Below are 17,606 nucleotides of genomic sequence, written 5' to 3' on the forward strand. Positions count from 1 at the left end.
GGATCTGGTCAAACTGTTTGGCGCGCCCGGCTATGCTTCTCCCGTGACGATGGCGGTGAGTGCTGACGAGAAACAGTCCGATGTCTACGCGCTGCACGCCAATGTCGGCGGGCTCGGCCTGCCTGATCGGGACTATTACCTGAAGAACGACGCGCGCTCGCAGGACATACGGGCGAAGTATCTCGCTTATCTCGCTTTCCTGCTGGGCAAAGCGGGATATGCGGACCCAGACAAGGCTGCTGGCGCCGTGCTTTCGCTAGAGACGCAGATCGCGCAGACCGATTGGGACCGTGCCGCCGCGCGCAACCCCGATCTGACTTATAACAAACTCTCGCGCGCCGAGTTCGAGGCGCTGGGATCGCCCGGCCTCGCCAAGGCTCTGATGGTCGCCGCCGGCGCGGGCAAGGCGGAATACGTCATCGTTGGCGAGATGCCCCCGACGCCCGAAGAGCTGAAGGCCGCCAGGATCGATGCGACAAAAGCTCAAGCGCTTTTCGGCCCCGGTATGCCCGCGCTGCTGAAGCTGATCGATTCCGCGCCCCTTGCAACATGGCAGGCATGGCTCGCGGCACATTTCTTAAGCGCGCATGCTGCTGTGCTGCCCGGCGACATCGACCGGGCGACGTTCGCCTTCTATGGCAAGACGTTGACCGGCCAACCCGAGCAGCGGGCCCGCTGGAAGCGCGGCATCAGCGCGGTGGAGAGCGAGGCCGGCGAATTGCTGGGCAAGCTCTACGCCGAAAAATACTATCCGCCCGAGCAGAAGGCAGCGATGGAGAAGCTCGTCGCCAATTTGCGCAAGGCGATGCAGGCAAACCTTGCCGATCTTTCCTGGATGAGCCCTGAAACGCGCAAGCAGGCTGAAGCCAAGCTTGCCGCTTTCACCACCAAGATCGGCGCGCCTGACAAGTTCAAGGAATATGAGGGCCTGACCTTCTCGCCAACCGATCCGCTGCGCAATACTGTCGCTGCCGACGAGTGGCAGAACAATTACGACATGAACCGGATCGGCAAGCCGGTGGACCGGACCGAATGGCAGATGCTGCCGGAAACGGTGAATGCCTACTACGACGCGACCTTCAATGAGATCGTCTTTCCCGCCGCGATCCTGCAGCCGCCGTTCTTTAACCTCTCAGCTGATCCGGCGGTCAACTATGGTGCGATCGGCGCCGTCATCGGCCATGAGATGGGCCATGGCTTCGACGATCAGGGGGCCAAGGCCGACGCGGCGGGCAACCTGCGCGACTGGTGGACGACGAAGGACAAGGCTGCGTTCGAGAAACTGCAGGACAAGCTGGCCGCGCAGTACGATGCGTTCTGTCCGTTCGACAACGGCAAGACATGTGTCAACGGCAAGCTGACGTTGGGTGAAAACATCGGCGACCTGGGCGGCCTCAGCCTCGCTTACCGCGCTTACCGGCTCTCGCTGAACGGCAAGGAGGCGCCGGTGATTGACGGCGTGACCGGAGATCAGCGCTTTTTCATGGCCTGGGCGCAAGTGTGGCGCAGCAAGGTGCGTGAAGAGCAGGCGCGTCAGTATCTCGTCATCGATCCCCATTCGCCGCCGCATTACCGGATCAACGGAATCGTCCGCAACTTTGACGAATGGTACAAGGCGTTCGACGTGAAGCCGGGTGACAAGCTCTATCTGGCCCCTGACCAGCGCGTGCGCATTTGGTGAGTTTGCGTTCGTCCCGGCGCACGTCCGGGACGAGCCATTGCACTTCCCGACCCATTTTTTCGCATCGCAGCATGCGGCTCCGCTTGACTTGCGCCGCGCGTCGGGCATGACCTGCCACCGATGGACCTGACCTTTACCGCGATCCTCCTCGGCATTGTCGAGGGCCTCACTGAGTTCCTGCCGGTTTCATCGACCGGGCATCTCATTCTCGCCACGAAGCTGTTCGGTTATGATGCCGCGCAGTGGGCGACGTTCAACATCGTGATCCAGCTCGGCGCGATCCTGGCAGTAATCGTTCAGTTCTGGCGCACGTTCTGGGCCGTAGGGATGGGGCTGCTCAAGTTCAACGCCGTGTCAGTCCGCTTCGTGCGCAACGTGCTGGTCGCATTCCTGCCCTCCGCGGTGATCGGTTTCGCCCTTAAGCATTATATCGAGGCGCTGCTGGGGCAGGCGGGCGTCGTCGCCTGGGCGCTGATCGTCGGCGGCATTGCTATCCTTGCGATCGAGAAAGTGGCGAGACAGGGACCGCTCACCGGCGTGGCCGAGTTGCCCTTGGTCAAGTGCGTCGGCGTCGGCGCGGCGCAGTGCCTGGCCATGATCCCCGGCGTAAGCCGTTCCGGCGCGACGATCATGGGCGCGCTCGCCATGGGGATCGAGCGGCGCACCGCTGCCGAGTTCAGCTTCTTCCTGGCCGTGCCGACAATGATGGGCGCTACGACGCTGGAACTGTGGGGCGCGCGGCATGACCTGGCCGCCGGCATCGGGCCGGTCGGCTGGAACCAGATCGCGATCGGGTTTTTCGTGGCCTTCGTGGTCGCTCTGGTCGTCATCAAGGCGTTCATGGCCTTTGTCAGCCGATCGGGGTTCGCGCCGTTCGCCTGGTATCGCATCCTTGCCGGGGCCGCCGCCCTGTTCCTGCTTGCAAGGGTCTGACATGGGCAAGGGCCCCGGCCATTCCCTGAAGCACAAGGAATACCAGGCCCTGCTGGAGCCGATGCAGGAGGAACTGGTTGGCGTAACCCGCTGGGCCAGCGCCAGGCGCGCGCGGATCGTGATCCTGTTCGAAGGGCGCGACACCGCGGGCAAGGGCGGCGTGATTCATGCCATTTCCGAACATCTCAACACTCGCCAGTGCCGCACCGTCGCGTTGCCCGCACCCAGCGAGCGTGAGCAGGGGCAATGGTATTTCCAGCGCTACGTGCCTCATCTTCCCGCGCCGGGCGAGATCATCCTGTTCGACCGATCGTGGTACAATCGCGCCGGTGTGGAAAAAGTTATGGGTTTCGCCACCGACCGGCAGGTGGAGGCGTTTTTGCGCGATGCGCCGGTCTTCGAGAAGCTGCTTGTCGAAGATGGCATCCTGCTCTTCAAATATTGGCTCACTTGCGATCAGGAAGAGCAGGAGCAGCGCCTGCACGAACGGCTCGATGATCCGCTCAAACGCTGGAAGCTCTCACCCATCGATGTCGCGGCGCGGGAGAAATACCAGGAATATACCAAGGCGAGGGAAAAGATGCTGGAAGCGACGCATACGCACCACGCGCCCTGGACCCTGGTGGACTTCAACGATCAGAAGCTGGGGCGGCTGACACTGATTCGGAACCTCCTGGATCGGTTGCCTGATACCCGCTGCGATCCGGTCGATCTGGACATGCCGTCGCTGGACGAAAAGCCGAAGAAGGAGAAATTCGGCGTTCTGGAGCCGATCAAGCCGTTTCGGTTGGCTTGAAGGCTCCCTTCCGCTTGACTTTGCGCCGTTGCTGACGCATGGGCCGCAGCCTTGAAGGGGCGGCGCGTCGTTGCCGCCCTGAAGTTTTTCAACGGACAGGCCGACCTGCCAGGGCGGCTCAAACGAGAAGTTACAGGAACCCGCCATGGCGAAGCCCGCAACCGTCAAGATCCGTCTGGTCTCGACCGCCGACACCGGATTTTTCTATGTCACCAAGAAGAATCCCCGGAACACGACCGAGAAGATGAGCTTCCGCAAGTACGATCCCGTCGTGCGCAAGCATGTGGAATTTAAGGAAGCGAAGATCAAGTAAGGCTTCGAACCTTACGATTCAGATTTGGTTCAAGGCTGCGTACATAGGGACTCGGCCATGAAAAACCTGACCAAGACTTTTCGCACCTGCGTGAGCGCGGCCCTGATGGCCGCGCTTTTCGTTCCTGCCATACCTTCGGCGGCGCAAGCCGCAGCCGTGGATGCCGCAGATGCCCGGCAACTCGATCAGGCGGTCGCCGCGCTGCGCGGCATTTCAACCATGAAGGCCGATTTCGTCCAGACTGACCGAAAGGGACAGGTGCTGCGCGGCACGCTTACGCTCAAGCGACCGGGGCGAATCCGTTTTCAATATGAAAAGAGCGCCCAGATGCTAATCGTGGGCGACGGCAGGGCGCTTACCCTCGTGGATTACGCGGTCAGGCAAGTGCAGCGCTGGCCGATCAGCAACAGCCCGCTCGGGGCGCTGCTTGATCCCCGTCGGGACGTTGCGAAATATGGCCGGGTGATGTCCACGGGCAATCCTAACGTCACCAGCGTGGAGGTGCGGGATTCGTCGCACCCCGAATATGGGGTGATAACCCTGATCTTCACGCGCAATGCATCAGCGCCCGGCGGGCTGGAACTCAGCTATTGGGTCGCCCTTGATTCGCAGAATCAGCGGACCACCGTGGCGCTATCCAACCACCGCTATGGCGTGCCGGTGAGCGACAACGATTTCCGTTGGAACGATCCGCGTCCGCAGACTCGTCGATGACGAAAACCGGTTCGTCGTTACCCGTGCTCGGGCCGCGACAAGCCGCGACACTTTCCTGAATTTCGTTCACTTGGCAGCAAGGCAATCGGGTCTAGATTGAACTCGTCAGTACGGCTTGAGACGGGTTTCCCCCCTGTTGCCCACGTCTCCTGAACCCGCCGTGCTGATTAGCGTGACGAACGCTTACAGGAACCCTCGAGCCTCTGCCCCCGGCTCGAGGGTTTTCTGTTTTCGGGATAATCGTTAGTCCTTCGATTGAAAGCCCTCTCCCCCTGATCGCTCTTCTCTCTGGCTGCTTGCAGGCACCTGTCGAAGGGCCTCTGGCATTTCGGCGGGGGCGTCCCTAAAGCCGGCTTATGAAGATCGCCACCTGGAACATCAATTCGGTCCGCCTTCGTCTAGATCAGGTTGAACGGTTCCTGACCGAGCAAGCGCCGGATGTGCTCTGCCTGCAGGAAATCAAGGTGGTCGAGCCTCTCTTTCCGCACGAGATGTTCGACCGGCTGGGCTACACCTACCGCGCCGTTCACGGGCAGAAGGGCTATCACGGCGTGGCCACCGTATCCAAGGTTCCCTTCGCCGAGTTCAGCCGGCACGACTGGCAGGACAATGGAGAGGCGCGCCATATCGGGGTGGAACTGCAGGGCGCAGGGCGCGGTCTGGTGCTGGAGAACGTTTATATTCCGGCCGGCGGCGACATCGCCGATCGCGAGGTCAATCCTAAGTTTGGTCAGAAGCTCGATTTCCTTGAACGGATGACGCGCTGGGCCGACAAGATCGACCGTCCCACCCTGATCGTCGGCGATTTCAATATCGCGCCGCTGGAATGCGACGTTTATGACCACAAGGCCCTGATAAAGGTCGTCAGTCATACGCCAATAGAGGTCGAAACGCTGACGCGGTTTCAAAATGCGCATGGATGGGTCGATCTGGGGCGCCGGTTCCTTCCGGCGCCTGAACGCAATTATTCATGGTGGTCCTACCGCAGCTACTGGCGTCAGAAGGATCAGGGGCGCCGCCTCGATCATATGTGGGCCTCTCCGGAACTGGCATCGCAAGCCACCGCTCACCGGTTTGTGGAGGAAACGCGGCGGTGGGATCAGCCCAGCGATCACGTGCCGCTCATCACGGAGTTTGATCTCTGAACGAACAGCGCGCCTCCTTGCCTTCGCCCGGTGCGCGGCGGGTGGCGCTGGTGCTTGATGCGCTGCGCCACGGTTGGCCGATTCGGGTAGGCGGAGGCGCGGTGCTGCTCGCCGCTGAAACCGGCTTTGCGTCCGGCGTCGTAGCCCCTCGCATGCTGATCTCGGCAGCACGCGCGGTGACGCTGAAGCTCGCGAACCAGCGCGAGGCAGCCGTTCCCGAAGCGCCGGTGTTGATCCGCGCGGCCGAACCATTCGATCTTGAAACCGCTCGCGCCGTGGCGGACCCCGCGCTCGATCTGGTGCACCCGCTGAAAGGCCCATTCGCGGCGGAGCACATAGATGATGTCGAGGTCGCCCGCACGGCCATGGAACTGGCGCGGCTCGCGGGTATTCTGCCGGCTTTCCTCGTGGACCCCGGTCTGGAGGGGGACATCCAAAACGTTTCCCCGGCTGATCTTGCCGAATGGAAGGACACGCGCCGGCTGCAGATCGCCTCGCGCGCGCGGCTGCCCGTGGCGGCTTGCGAGGAAGCCGAGATCGTGGCCTTTCGCGCACTGGATGATCTGCGCGAACATGTTGCACTTGTCATCGGCGTGCAGGACGGCGATCGGCCGCCGTTGGTGCGGCTGCATTCAGAATGCCTTACCGGCGATATTCTCGGCAGCTTAAAATGCGATTGCGGCCCGCAACTGGATGCTGCCTTGCGCGCCATGGCGCAGGAGGCCGGGAAGGGCGGCTGGGGTGTGTTGCTTTACCTCAGGCAGGAAGGGCGGGGCATCGGCCTGGTGAACAAGCTGCGCGCCTATCGCCTGCAGGACCAGGGCTTCGACACGGTTGACGCCAACAATCGGCTTGGCCTGCCAACGGAAGCGCGCGACTTTCCGGTGGCGGCTCGAATGCTCGAACTTCTAGGTGTCCATTCGATCCGGCTCATGACCAACAATCCCGCGAAAGTGGCAGCGCTGCGCGAAGTGGGCGTCGATGTGGTGGAGCGGGTGCCGCATCGGCTTCCCCCCAATCCCCACAACGTCCGCTACCTGAAGACCAAGCGGGACCGGACCGGCCATTTGCTTTGAAGCAGGTGCGTCGGATTACAACGCCGCGTTGTTATAGCAGTGCCAGGTGAAGATCGCGGCCGCCCCTCTATGCGGGCGCCAGCGTTCGGCCAGGGCGCGTGCTTCTTTCTCGCCGGGGCGCACCCCCAGGCCAAGGATGCGGTGCAGTCCGGCTTGCACGGCAAGGTCTCCGGCCGGCCAGATATCCGGCCGCCCTTCGGCGAACAGAAGATAGATCTCGGCCGACCAGCGTCCGATCCCCTTGATTTGCACGAGCCGAGCGATCGCCTCCTCATCATCGGGGGGCAGGGCGTCGAAATCCAGTGCGCCGGCGGTCACGAGTTCGCACAGCGATCGCGCGTAGCCCTGTTTCTGGCGCGAGAGGCCGCAGGCGCGCAAGGCTTCGAACTCCGCAGCGAGCAGCGCATCTGGCGGCAGTCCTTCCCCGAGCAGCGCTTCAAGCCGGCTCCATACGGAAGCGGCGGCGGCGACGCTGACTTGTTGGCCAACGATCGTGCGAAGCAATGTGGCATATCCGGTGGGGCGGATTCGCGGCTGAGGATATCCCGCGATCTCCAGCGCGCGCGCCATCGCCGGTTCCGACGCGGCGATGGCGTCCAGGCCGGATTTCAGCTGGTCGGCAGTAAGCCCCATGATCGGCTACCTTGCAAAAGCGGGTGGCAGCCTTTAGCAGCCTGCGGCGAACGCGCATACGCCGTATTGTGATGCATCGAATGTCAAAGGGATTTGAGCATGCCGCAGATTACCGTCGTCAATCATTCGGGTGAGGAATCCAGTGTCGAGGCCGCTGAAGGCCGGACCTTGATGGAAGTCATCCGCGATGCCGGCTTTGACGAGTTGCTGGCGCTTTGCGGCGGCTGCTGCTCCTGCGCCACCTGTCACGTTCATATCGATCCGGCATATGTCGACAAGCTGCCGAAGATGACCGACGATGAAAACGACCTGCTCGACAGCTCGGATCATCGGAACGAATATTCGCGCCTTTCCTGCCAGATTCCGATCACTTCCGCGCTGGAAGGCTGCACGATAACCATCGCGCAGGAAGATTGATCGGCGCGCGGCAAGACGGACTTGCAGGGGGTAAGGCGCAATTCATTTGCGCCATGCCTCCGGTCTTCCTACTTTCGACCGCATGACTGCACCGCAAGCAAAGCGCTCCACTCTCGATCTTATCGGCAACACGCCGCTCGTTCTGCTCAAGGGTCCGAGCGAGGCGGCGGGGTGTGAGATCTGGGGCAAGTGTGAATTTGCCAATCCCGGCGCGTCAGTGAAGGATCGCGCTGCGCTCTGGATCGTGCGCGACGCCGAGGCGCGGGGAACGCTCAAGCCCGGCGGCACGATTGTGGAGGGTACGGCGGGGAATACCGGGATCGGCCTGGCGCTGGTTGCAAACGCCCTGGGCTATAAGACCGTGATCGTCATGCCCGAAACGCAATCGCGCGAGAAGATGGATACTTTGCGCGCGTTGGGGGCCGAGCTCGTACTGGTTCCGGCGGCGCCATTCTCCAATCCCGGACATTTCGTGCATACGTCGCGCCGGTTGGCCGAGGAAACCGAAGGCGCCATCTGGGCGAACCAGTTCGACAATATCGCCAACCGCAAGGCTCATATAGAAAGCACCGCGCCTGAACTGTGGCAGCAGATGGATGGCCGTATTGACGGCTTTACTTGCGCCGCGGGAACCGGCGGCACCATCGCAGGCACGGGCATGGGGCTGAAGGCGTTTGATGAGAAGATCACGATCGCGCTGACCGACCCGCATGGCGCCGCACTTTATAGCTATTACGCCTGCGGAGAGCTGAAGGCGGAAGGGTCGTCCGTCGCCGAGGGTATCGGGCAGGGCCGGATCACCGCGAATCTGGAAGGCGCGCCGATCGACACGCAATTTCGCGTCTCCGATGAAGAGGGCCTGGAATGGGTGCGCCGCCTGCTTGCTGAGGAGGGCCTGTGTCTCGGCCTATCCTCAGGCATCAACGTTGCAGGGGCGATGGCGCTGGGCAGGCAACTGGGGCGCGGCTCGCGGATCGCCACCATCCTGTGCGACACGGGCTTCCGGTATCTTTCGTCGCTTTACAATCCGACCTGGTTAGAGGTGAAAGGTCTCCCGGTCTTCCCTTGGCTGGCCAGCTGAGGTACATGTTCGGTCGATGGCAGGAAAGCTTCCGTCGCATCTGATCGAACCGATCATTACACCGCAGCATTTTGCCGCGCCCACCGCGCGCGAGCTTCGCGCGCAGGCGGTGCAGCGGCTGCAGGTGGGCCTTTTCGGACTTTGCACGATGCTGCTGATCGTCGGACTGGCCAACATCATCATGGACCGCGCCAAGCTGACCGACACCAAGGACCCGATTCACGACGTCGTGGCAGTGGATGCCAAACCGACGAAGGCGGCCACGGACCCGCTTGCCGACATCGGCGTGGTTCCAGCTGCCGACCCCAGCCCCACGCCAGGCGCTGAAGCCACCGAACCCGTCAATCCATCGCGCCATTAAAGGCGGTACGGTCGGGCTGGGGATCGCGCGGGTTCTCAGCGCGATGATTATGGAATCTGACCTGCATCGTCGGGCGGCCGCGCTCACTGTTTGTTTGTTCGCACGCACTTGCGCACGTCCTCGGCAGCGTCCGGGATTTTCGGGGATGGCTTTTTGAGTTCTTGCGGGAAATCCGGAAATCCCCTGCCGTGCACGATACGGACGGTGGCTACGCCTGGTGCGGGAAGGAAAAGTGGAAGATTCTGGCGATATTTGGGGGTGGGCCGACCTTTTGTTCCAGCGTTTCGGCACCGGGCTGGGGATTGGGCGGGATGTTCTATCGGGAGAGGGAAACGACCTTTCCGCCGACAAAATGCACGTTTTTCCTGCGTGTTGATGGTAAATTTCCATCCTCGCCTGCAGTGGGGAGGGCAGCCGGCTTTATGGAAATTGCGCCTGTTCGTGGATAAATTCCCGTCTTTCCCCACATTTCCCTTTCATCCCCACATTTCCCGTTATATGAAAACAGTCAATCGAAATGGCTGATTCTGCCGCATTCTTATGAGTGCGGAACCCCACCGCTTTGGTGCGGCGGGGCGAGGAGATGTCATTCGAGACGATACCTTGGGGTGAAGCGGGGCATGGCGGGGCAGCCATACATATACAGCGGACAGGGCTTCTCGCTTTTACGCGATAAGAACCGCTTCGTCCTGCCTAACGCGCTTCGTTCCACCGTGCGCGATTCAAGCGGCAAGGATGTGATCTGCCTGGCCAAGCATCCGGAATGGAAGTGCCTCGTAGGTTTCGGTCTTTCACGTGTGGATGATTTCGAGACCCAACTTGATGTTGAGGAAGCTCGCGCGGACGCTGCCGGCCGATCGTTCAATCGCGACAAGCGGGCGATGCAGCTTTACACCTTTACGCAAGTGCCCTTTGACGGCAGCGGCCGTTTCGTCATGCCTGAAACTGTGAGCGGCCTCGCCAATATCCAGGATCAGCTGTTCTTTCAGGGTGTTGGTCGCTTCATCACCATCTGGAATCCTGACGAACTCTACAAGCTCGCGAGCGATCCAGAAATGGAAGGGGTGATCGCTACCTGCCGTTCGTTCGCCACGGCCGAACTGACCAGGGCGAAGAAGAAATGAGCGTCCCTTCGCAGATCGCCAAGCATTCACCGCACGTTCCCGTGCTCCTCGAGGAGGTGGTCGCCGCGCTGAACCCCCAGCGCGGCGACCTCATTGTCGATGCTACGCTGGGGGCGGGCGGTTACACGCGCCGTTTGCTTGATGCGGGTGCGACGGTTCATGCTTTCGACCGTGATCCCGATGCGATCGCGGCGGTCCGGGCCAATCCTGCCCGATGGCCTGAACTGGATACCACTCCCCCCCGGCTGGTCCTTCACCTGCGCCGCTTCTCGGAAATGAAGGAGGCGCTGGTCGAGGTCGGCGTGAAGACCGTTGACGGCGTCGTCATGGATATCGGGGTCTCATCCATGCAACTGGATCAGGCCGGTCGCGGCTTCGCCTTCGCCTCCGATGGACCGCTCGACATGCGCATGAGCCAGGAAGGTCCTTCGGCCGCGGACTTCCTCAATACGGCTGACGAGGCCCAGATCGCCGACGTGCTTTATCTCCATGGCGAAGAGCGCCAGTCACGGCGCGTCGCGCGCGCTATAGTGGCCGCGCGGCCGCTTTCCACGACGGCAGAACTCGCGCGCGTCGTGCGCAAGGCCCTGGGCCACCGTCCCGGCGCTCCCAAGGACCCGGCGACCCGCAGCTTTCAGGCAATCCGCATTCATGTGAACGGTGAACTCGATGAACTCGACGCGGGGTTGGAGGCGGCCGAGGCGTTGCTGCGTGCCGGCGGACGATTGGCTGTGGTGACCTTTCATAGCCTTGAGGATCGCAAGGTGAAGCATTTCCTGCGGCATGCCAGCGGCGGGGGGCAGGCCGCGTCCCGCCATTTGCCGCAGACAGTGGCAGGCAAAGCTCCGACATTTGCTCAGGTGGCGAAGGCCGTGCGTCCAGGCGAGGCTGAGCTTGTCGCCAACCCTCGCTCCCGTTCCGCCACTTTGCGCAGCGCCGTGCGTACCGATGCCCCCGCGAGAGCTTTCCATAGGAGTGCCGCATGAATCTGACCAGCGACCGCATTCGTTCGATCGGCTGGGTCTCGGTATTGCTCATTTGCGGTGCCTTGACGATCGCGCTGACGCTGCGAGTCAACGCGGTGAAGAGCCAGGTCCACGACACCGAAAGGCGGATCGTCTGGGTGCAGCAGGATATCGACTTCCTCCAGACCGAGTTCCAGACGCGCTCGAACCAGCAGGCGCTCAAGCAGATCAATGACCTTGAGTTTGGCTACAAGGCGCCGGTTGCCGGGCAATACATTGAGGGTGAACGGCAACTGGCGGCTCTCGGCATGGCGGCAGGCCCCGGCGCGCCGAAGCCGATCCGCTATGCCAATGCGGAAAAGGCCACTTCGGAACAGGCGGGAACAGGGCTGTTGGCGATGGTATCGCCGGTGACCGGCGCGACCGTGGCGGTCGTGCCGGAGGCTGGTGCCAAGGCGGTTCGCGGGCACGATCCCGAGCGGGATGAAATGTCTCGCGATGCGGCCGCGCTTGGCAAGCGGCTGGCGCAGATCGAAGTGGCGGAGGCCAGCCAGCAGTGAATGCACCGGCGTTTCCGATTGGTGCGATTCCGACCACGGTTAGCACGGGGCGGCGCAAGCTTGTTAATGTTCGGCAGCGTTCGCTGCTGGTCGCGAAGCTGCGTACCTTGTGGGTCCTGGGCGTATTCGTGTTAGTCGGGATCTGCTCGCTGGGCAGGATTACTTATCTGGGCGTGACCGGCGCCAGTGCGCATCGCGGCGAACTGAGTGACGCGCTGGTCCCAGACCGGGGTGAGATCGTCGATCGCAACGGTGTGCCGTTGGCCCGCGATTTCCGAGTGTACTCGCTGTGGTTCAATCCCAAGGCGATGTCGGAGGGCTCCCCGCTGATTCATACGCCGGACGAAGTGGCGGATGGGTTGATCCGCATCTTTCCTGATCTGGACCGCCGTGAACTGATCGGCAAGCTTACCGCCGGCAAGCCGGGCTATCTGCGCAAATCGATCCTGCCTGAAGATGCCAACAAGGTTCACGCTCTGGGCGAACCGGCGCTCGAATACCCGCTCGAAACGACGCGTTTCTATCCGCAAGGCTCGATGGCGGCGCATGTGCTGGGTTATGTCGACAGCTATGGCAAAGGCCAGATCGGCATGGAGCAGGCGTTCGAAGGGCAGTTGACCAGCATGGAAGGGCGCACTCACCCGTCCGTTCTGTCGATCGATTTTCGAGTGCAGAGCGCGCTTGAGGATGAACTGAACAAGGGCATGGCGCTAAGTCAGGCCAAAGGTGCGGCGGGCGTGATCCTGGACGTCGACACCGGCGAAGTTCTGGCTCTGGCGTCCCTCCCCTCGTTCGACCCGAATCACGTCCAGCCCGGTGACATGATGGTCACCAGCGCGCAGGCGCGCGAAGGCGATGTTCCCCACGGCTTCAATCGCGTGACGAACCAGGTTTACGAACTGGGCTCCACATTCAAGCCGATCACCGTGGCAGCCGCGCTTGACGCCGGCACCCTCACCGATCTCAGCCGCCGGTTTCCCGCCGCGCCATTGCATATTGCCGGCTTCACCATTCATGATGACGAGAATCTCGGGTCTTCGCTGAACATTCCGGAGATGCTGATCCATTCCTCGAATATCGTTGCCGCGCAGATCGGCGACGAACTAGGGGGCGCGCGTCTCAAGAAGACGATGGAGTCGCTGGGCATGAACGAGCGGCCTTACATAGAACTGCCTGCTCGCGGATTTCCGATCTGGCCGTCGGGCGAGTGGCCCCGGCTGCGCACTATGACGGTGTCGTTCGGGCACGGCATCGCGGTGACTCCGCTTCATCTCGCCGCAGCATATTGTGCGATGGTGAATGGCGGCATCTGGCGCCCGGCGACCTTGCGAAAGCTCGATCCGTCCAGCGTGCCTGCGGGACGCCGCGTTTTCACGGCTTCCACCAGCGCGCGCATTCGCCAGTTGCTGCGCATGATCGTGGAATACGGTACGGGCCGCAAGGCGGACGCCTCCGGCTTCCGTATCGGCGGGAAGACCGGCTCTGCCGAGAAGCCGGGCGCAGGCGGTTACCGTCGCCACTCTCTTATCACCACCTTTGCCGCCGCGTTTCCCATGGACAAGCCGCGTTATGTGGTTGTCGCCATGATGGACGAACCTCAAGGAACCGAGGCGACCTCATTCCAGCGCACCGCGGCATGGAACGCCGCGCCCGTGGTCGGCCGCCTGATCCCCCGCATCGGTCCCTTGCTGGGCATCATGCCTGACGAGACGCGAGATATCGACATTTCCGATCTCAAGCCCCTGATCCCGCAGGGAGCATCGGGCGAATGAAACTTTCCGCGCTTTGCGCTCAGGCCGATATCGCTTTTGCAGGGCCCGATGCCAACGTGACCGGTTTTGCGATCGATCATCGCAAGGTCGCGCCGGGTACGGTGTTCGGGGCGTTTCGCGGTGCGAAGTTCAATGGCGAGGACTTTATCGCCGCAGCCGTTGAGGCCGGAGCGACGGCAATCGTGGCGGCCCCTGACGCCGATGTGAAGGGCGCCGTCCATCTGGCCGACGGAGAGCCGCGGCGCTTGTTCGCGCGGCTCGCGGCCTCATTCTTCACACCCGTGCCGGAGACGCTCGCGGCGGTCACCGGCACTAATGGCAAGACTTCGACCGTCGAACTGACTCGGCAACTCTGGCGGATGGCGGGACATCGGGCGGCCTCAATCGGCACGCTGGGTGTGACCACCAGTGACGAAAGCGTCTCGACCGGCCTTACGACGCCCGACATCGTCACCTTTCTGGCCAATCTTACCGGCCTGGCCCGTGAAGGCGTGACGCATGTGGCTTACGAGGCGTCCAGCCATGGACTGTCGCAGTTCCGTATTGAAGGACCGTGCGTCAGCGTCGGGGCTTTCACCAATCTCAGCCGCGATCACCTCGATTATCACGCGACGATGGACGATTACTTCGCCGCCAAGATGCGCTTGTTCGATGAAGTGGTGGTCGATCACGGGACAGCGGTGATATGGGCGGACGACGTCTGGTCCGGCAAAGCGATAGACCATGCCCGCCGGCGAGGGCTGAAACTGCTGACGGTAGGCGCCAAAGGCGAGGACATACGCCTCCTCGGGCGCACTCCTGGCGGCCTGGGGCAGAAATTGGAAATCGAGCACGCAGGCCGGAAGAGAGCGATCGATCTGCCGTTGATCGGTGCTTATCAGGCCGCTAATGCGCTGGTGGCCGTCGGGCTCGTGCTGGCGACCGGCGGCCAGGCCGACCCCACATTCGATGCGATGAAACGGCTGGTGACGGTGCGCGGCCGCCTTGAGCGGGCAGCAATCTCGGCCGTGGGTGCGCCGGTCTATGTTGATTATGCCCATACTCCGGATGCTCTGGAGGCGGCGATCGCTGCACTGCGCCCTCACGTTGCCGGGCGCCTGATCGTGGCGTTCGGCGCGGGTGGCGATCGCGACCAGGGCAAGCGCCCGGAAATGGGGCGCGTGGCGAGCGAGGGGGCGGAGGTCGCCATCGTGACGGACGACAACCCGCGGGGAGAGGATCCGGCGGCGATCCGCGCCATGGTGCTGGCGGGCATGGGCAAAGGCGCAAGGGAGATCGGTGATCGGCGGGAAGCCATCGGCGCCGCAATCGCAGAGGCTCGTGCCGGGGATATCGTCCTTGTCGCCGGCAAAGGGCATGAACAGGGGCAGATTATCGGCAGTGGCGAGGCCATGCACGTGCTGCCATTCGATGATGTCACGGTCGCCAGGGAAATGGTTGGCGCTGGGAGGTAGAATGACGATGAACGCTGTTGCCCGCATTCTTGATTGGCCGGTCGAAGTAACTGAAGAAAACGCGCATGTGCTGTGGGACTCGGCCAGCCTGGCGCGCGCGGCGAAGGGTACTGCTAGCGCTGATTTTAACGCATCGGGCGTGGAGATTGACAGCCGGGATGTGCAGCCGGGCGACTTGTTCGTTGCCCTCAAGGGCGAAACCACGGATGGGCATCGTTTCATCGACATGGCCTTTGCCAAGGGTGCCGCCGCCGTTCTCGTCGACCGTCCGGTCGAAGGACCGCATATTCTCGTCGACGACACTATGGACGCGCTGGTGCGGATCGGCGCCGCTGCGCGGGCCCGCATCCGCGGACCGGTGATCGGTGTTACCGGCTCGGTCGGCAAGACCGGGGTGAAAGAGATGATCTTCGCCGCGCTCGATCGCGCGAGCAGGGGCGACGCCCACCGCTCGGTCAAGAGCTACAACAATCATGTCGGCGTCCCGCTGAGCTTGGCTCGCATGCCCAGTCGCGCCCGTTTCGCGATCTTCGAGATGGGCATGAACCATGCGGGAGAGATTGCCGTGCTGACTGGGCAGGTGCGCCCACACGTGGCCGTCATCACCACGATCGCGCCCGCGCATATCGAGATGCTGGGATCGGAAGAAGCCATTGCCGACGCCAAGGCGGAGATATTCGAGGGGTTGGAACCGGGCGGCGTCGCCGTCATGCCGGCGGATAATCCGCATTTCGTCCGCCTGAAGGAGGCCGCGCTCGCTTGCGGCGCCACTGTCGTCTCGTTCGGCAAAGCCAAGGATGCCGATGTGCGCTTGTTGGATACCGTGGCGGCGATCGGTGGCGGTTCGCTGGCGACGGTGGACATGGGCGACCGGCGCGTGTGTTACACCGTCGCGGCTCCGGGCGAGCATCACGTCATCAATTCACTGGCGGTAATGGCCGCGGTGCGCGCGGTGAAGGGCGATCTTGGTGCCGCCGGCGTCGCGCTAGCGGAGATGGGCGGTCTCGCTGGACGCGGCGCGCGCATCGAGATCGACGTGCCGGGCGGCGAGCCGGACGATGGAGGTCGGCGCAGGGCGCTGTTGATCGATGAGAGCTACAACGCCAATCCCGCCTCGATGCGCGCTACGCTGGCGCAGTTGGGGCGGACCCCGGCGCATCGCCGCATCGCCGTGCTGGGGGCGATGAAGGAACTGGGCAGTCATGGCCCAGGCTATCACGCCGCGCTGGCCGGTCCGGTGCGGGAGGCGGGCGTGGACTTTGCCGTGCTGGTTGGCGACGAGATGACCGCCTTGGCCGAGGAATTGGGGAAATCGGGCACTTCCGAGCTTGGCAAACCGGTGCCCTTCGCCCATTGCGCGGATGTGAGGGAAGCGGTCGAGACCCTGCGCGCATTCGGGCTTGAGCGGGACGACGTGATCCTGGTCAAGGGTTCGAATTCGGTTGGACTAGCCTCGCTCGTTACCACGCTCGGCAAGCAGGAAGGATAGGGGCCACCCCCCGCACGATGCTGTATCTCATCGCAGAATGGTTGCATTTCGAGGGATTTTCCAACCTCTTTCGCTATCAGTCGTTCCGTTCCGGCGCCGCGCTGATGACGGCGCTGTTCATCGGCCTTCTGATCGGGCCGAAGTTCATCAACATGTTGCGCGTGCGCCAGGGCAAGGGGCAACCGATCCGCGAGGATGGGCCACAGACTCATCTGGCCAAGCGAGGCACGCCGACCATGGGCGGGCTGATGATATTGACCGCGCTGACCGGCGCGATGCTGCTTTACATGGACATGAGCAACCCGTTCCTCTGGGCCTGCATCTCCGTCACGGTCGGCTTCGGCCTGATCGGCTTCATGGACGATTATGACAAGGTTACGAAGCGGCATCACGCGGGTCTTTCCAGCAAGCTCCGCTTGCTTCTGGAATTTATCGTCGCTGGGATCGCGGCGTACATCATCGTCAGGCAACTCAACACCAACCTCTACGTCCCGTTCCTCTCGGGATGGTACATTCCACTCGGGCCGTTCTATTACGTGTTCGCGGCCGTGGTGATCGTGGGCGCCGGCAATGCGGTAAATCTTACGGACGGGCTCGATGGCCTTGCGATCATGCCAGTCATTATCGCGGCGGGCACTTTTGCAATTATCTGTTACCTCGCGGGACGCGTCGACTATGCCCATTATCTTGGCATTCCGCACGTGCCGGGCGTGGGCGAACTGGCGATCTTCTGCGCCGGCATCATGGGTGCGGGCCTGGCCTTCCTGTGGTTCAACGCGCCGCCGGCCGCCGTTTTCATGGGTGATACCGGCTCGCTGGCCCTCGGCGGCGCGCTCGGCGCGATCGCGGTGGCGGCGCATCATGAAATCGTGCTTGCGATCGTGGGCGGCCTCTTCGTGCTTGAGGCGGTGTCGGTCATGATCCAGGTGTTCTGGTTCAAACGCACTGGCAGGCGTGTGTTCCGCATGGCGCCGATCCACCACCATTTCGAGCAGAAGGGTTGGCGGGAATCGACCGTCGTCGTGCGATTCTGGATTATCTCGATCGTTCTTTCTGTGATTGGCCTTTCCACGCTGAAGCTGCGATAGGGGC

Annotated in this window: 18 protein-coding genes; 17 read left to right on the forward strand and 1 reads right to left on the reverse strand. The window is 62.6% G+C overall.

Annotated features, from left to right (window positions below):
- The 7 genes from V7D69_RS06615 to ribA all read left to right on the forward strand — a co-directional run.
- Window positions 1-1,681, forward strand: a 1,681-nt coding sequence (locus tag V7D69_RS06615) for a M13 family metallopeptidase (protein WP_333605388.1), incomplete at its 5' end; no start/stop codon positions are given.
- 120 nt (window positions 1,682-1,801) lie between these two features.
- Window positions 1,802-2,614 carry an undecaprenyl-diphosphate phosphatase gene (locus V7D69_RS06620; protein WP_324063716.1) on the forward strand — a complete coding sequence of 271 codons (813 nt, stop codon included), beginning with the start codon at window positions 1,802-1,804 and terminating at the stop codon, window positions 2,612-2,614.
- Between the two features lies 1 nt (window position 2,615).
- Entirely contained in the window at window positions 2,616-3,410 is a 795-nt protein-coding gene (ppk2, locus tag V7D69_RS06625; protein WP_324063714.1) for a polyphosphate kinase 2, read from the forward strand.
- Between the two features lie 145 nt (window positions 3,411-3,555).
- A complete protein-coding gene (gene rpmG, locus V7D69_RS06630; RefSeq protein ID WP_054945942.1) occupies window positions 3,556-3,723 on the forward strand; it encodes a 50S ribosomal protein L33 in 168 nt (55 codons plus the stop codon).
- A gap of 57 nt (window positions 3,724-3,780) precedes the next feature.
- The gene (locus V7D69_RS06635) at window positions 3,781-4,437 is read left to right on the forward strand and encodes a LolA family protein (RefSeq protein ID WP_324063707.1); all 657 of its coding nucleotides are present in this window, start codon (window positions 3,781-3,783) and stop codon (window positions 4,435-4,437) included.
- Between the two features lie 356 nt (window positions 4,438-4,793).
- On the forward strand, window positions 4,794-5,582 hold the full coding sequence (gene xth / locus V7D69_RS06640) for an exodeoxyribonuclease III (RefSeq protein ID WP_324063704.1): 789 nt from the start codon (window positions 4,794-4,796) through the stop codon (window positions 5,580-5,582).
- A gap of 17 nt (window positions 5,583-5,599) precedes the next feature.
- Window positions 5,600-6,658, forward strand: a complete 1,059-nt coding sequence (gene ribA / locus V7D69_RS06645; RefSeq protein WP_324063702.1) for a GTP cyclohydrolase II — start codon at window positions 5,600-5,602, stop codon at window positions 6,656-6,658.
- A 15-nt stretch (window positions 6,659-6,673) separates the two neighbouring features.
- Here ribA and V7D69_RS06650 read toward each other — a convergent pair whose 3' ends face one another.
- Window positions 6,674-7,291 carry a DNA-3-methyladenine glycosylase family protein gene (locus V7D69_RS06650; protein ID WP_324063700.1) on the reverse strand — a complete coding sequence of 206 codons (618 nt, stop codon included), beginning with the start codon at window positions 7,289-7,291 and terminating at the stop codon, window positions 6,674-6,676.
- A 99-nt stretch (window positions 7,292-7,390) separates the two neighbouring features.
- Here V7D69_RS06650 and V7D69_RS06655 point away from each other — a divergent pair, with 99 nt between their 5' ends.
- The 10 genes from V7D69_RS06655 to mraY all read left to right on the forward strand — a co-directional run bounded on the left by V7D69_RS06655 (window position 7,391) and on the right by mraY (window position 17,602).
- Window positions 7,391-7,708, forward strand: coding sequence for a 2Fe-2S iron-sulfur cluster-binding protein (locus tag V7D69_RS06655; protein WP_324063698.1), 318 nt, complete (start codon window positions 7,391-7,393; stop codon window positions 7,706-7,708).
- 82 nt (window positions 7,709-7,790) lie between these two features.
- On the forward strand, window positions 7,791-8,789 hold the full coding sequence (locus tag V7D69_RS06660; RefSeq protein ID WP_324063720.1) for a cysteine synthase A: 999 nt from the start codon (window positions 7,791-7,793) through the stop codon (window positions 8,787-8,789).
- A 16-nt stretch (window positions 8,790-8,805) separates the two neighbouring features.
- Window positions 8,806-9,150, forward strand: a complete 345-nt coding sequence (locus V7D69_RS06665) for a hypothetical protein (RefSeq protein WP_324063697.1) — start codon at window positions 8,806-8,808, stop codon at window positions 9,148-9,150.
- A gap of 620 nt (window positions 9,151-9,770) precedes the next feature.
- Window positions 9,771-10,274 (forward strand): division/cell wall cluster transcriptional repressor MraZ, encoded by a 504-nt coding sequence (locus V7D69_RS06670; RefSeq protein ID WP_324064699.1) that lies wholly within the window; start codon window positions 9,771-9,773, stop codon window positions 10,272-10,274.
- Window positions 10,271-11,260, forward strand: a complete 990-nt coding sequence (gene rsmH, locus V7D69_RS06675; protein WP_333605389.1) for a 16S rRNA (cytosine(1402)-N(4))-methyltransferase RsmH — start codon at window positions 10,271-10,273, stop codon at window positions 11,258-11,260. The genes V7D69_RS06670 and rsmH overlap by 4 nt, the downstream gene beginning before the upstream one ends.
- Window positions 11,257-11,799, forward strand: coding sequence for a hypothetical protein (locus V7D69_RS06680; protein ID WP_324064697.1), 543 nt, complete (start codon window positions 11,257-11,259; stop codon window positions 11,797-11,799). Before rsmH ends, V7D69_RS06680 begins: the two co-directional genes overlap by 4 nt.
- Window positions 11,796-13,571: a peptidoglycan D,D-transpeptidase FtsI family protein gene (locus V7D69_RS06685; protein WP_324064696.1), complete on the forward strand. Its 1,776-nt coding sequence runs from the start codon at window positions 11,796-11,798 to the stop codon at window positions 13,569-13,571. The genes V7D69_RS06680 and V7D69_RS06685 overlap by 4 nt, the downstream gene beginning before the upstream one ends.
- A complete protein-coding gene (locus V7D69_RS06690; RefSeq protein ID WP_324064695.1) occupies window positions 13,568-15,025 on the forward strand; it encodes a UDP-N-acetylmuramoyl-L-alanyl-D-glutamate--2,6-diaminopimelate ligase in 1,458 nt (485 codons plus the stop codon). Before V7D69_RS06685 ends, V7D69_RS06690 begins: the two co-directional genes overlap by 4 nt.
- Before the next feature lie 7 nt (window positions 15,026-15,032).
- Window positions 15,033-16,514, forward strand: a complete 1,482-nt coding sequence (locus tag V7D69_RS06695) for a UDP-N-acetylmuramoyl-tripeptide--D-alanyl-D-alanine ligase (protein ID WP_333605403.1) — start codon at window positions 15,033-15,035, stop codon at window positions 16,512-16,514.
- Window positions 16,515-16,531: 17 nt separating this feature from the next.
- Window positions 16,532-17,602, forward strand: coding sequence for a phospho-N-acetylmuramoyl-pentapeptide-transferase (mraY, locus tag V7D69_RS06700; RefSeq protein ID WP_324064694.1), 1,071 nt, complete (start codon window positions 16,532-16,534; stop codon window positions 17,600-17,602).
- Window positions 17,603-17,606 lie beyond the last annotated feature (4 nt).

The organism is Novosphingobium sp., assembly GCF_036733805.1.
GTDB lineage: Bacteria > Pseudomonadota > Alphaproteobacteria > Sphingomonadales > Sphingomonadaceae > Novosphingobium.

Coding starts and splice junctions, on each gene's coding strand:
- V7D69_RS06620 (WP_324063716.1), top strand. CDS start 1,802: ATGGACCTGACCTTTACCGCGATCCTCCTCGGCATTGTCGAGGGCCTC.
- ppk2 (WP_324063714.1), top strand. CDS start 2,616: ATGGGCAAGGGCCCCGGCCATTCCCTGAAGCACAAGGAATACCAGGCC.
- rpmG (WP_054945942.1), top strand. CDS start 3,556: ATGGCGAAGCCCGCAACCGTCAAGATCCGTCTGGTCTCGACCGCCGAC.
- V7D69_RS06635 (WP_324063707.1), top strand. CDS start 3,781: ATGAAAAACCTGACCAAGACTTTTCGCACCTGCGTGAGCGCGGCCCTG.
- xth (WP_324063704.1), top strand. CDS start 4,794: ATGAAGATCGCCACCTGGAACATCAATTCGGTCCGCCTTCGTCTAGAT.
- V7D69_RS06650 (WP_324063700.1), bottom strand. CDS start 7,291: ATGGGGCTTACTGCCGACCAGCTGAAATCCGGCCTGGACGCCATCGCC.
- V7D69_RS06655 (WP_324063698.1), top strand. CDS start 7,391: ATGCCGCAGATTACCGTCGTCAATCATTCGGGTGAGGAATCCAGTGTC.
- V7D69_RS06660 (WP_324063720.1), top strand. CDS start 7,791: ATGACTGCACCGCAAGCAAAGCGCTCCACTCTCGATCTTATCGGCAAC.
- V7D69_RS06665 (WP_324063697.1), top strand. CDS start 8,806: ATGGCAGGAAAGCTTCCGTCGCATCTGATCGAACCGATCATTACACCG.
- V7D69_RS06670 (WP_324064699.1), top strand. CDS start 9,771: ATGGCGGGGCAGCCATACATATACAGCGGACAGGGCTTCTCGCTTTTA.
- rsmH (WP_333605389.1), top strand. CDS start 10,271: ATGAGCGTCCCTTCGCAGATCGCCAAGCATTCACCGCACGTTCCCGTG.
- V7D69_RS06680 (WP_324064697.1), top strand. CDS start 11,257: ATGAATCTGACCAGCGACCGCATTCGTTCGATCGGCTGGGTCTCGGTA.
- V7D69_RS06690 (WP_324064695.1), top strand. CDS start 13,568: ATGAAACTTTCCGCGCTTTGCGCTCAGGCCGATATCGCTTTTGCAGGG.
- V7D69_RS06695 (WP_333605403.1), top strand. CDS start 15,033: ATGAACGCTGTTGCCCGCATTCTTGATTGGCCGGTCGAAGTAACTGAA.
- mraY (WP_324064694.1), top strand. CDS start 16,532: ATGCTGTATCTCATCGCAGAATGGTTGCATTTCGAGGGATTTTCCAAC.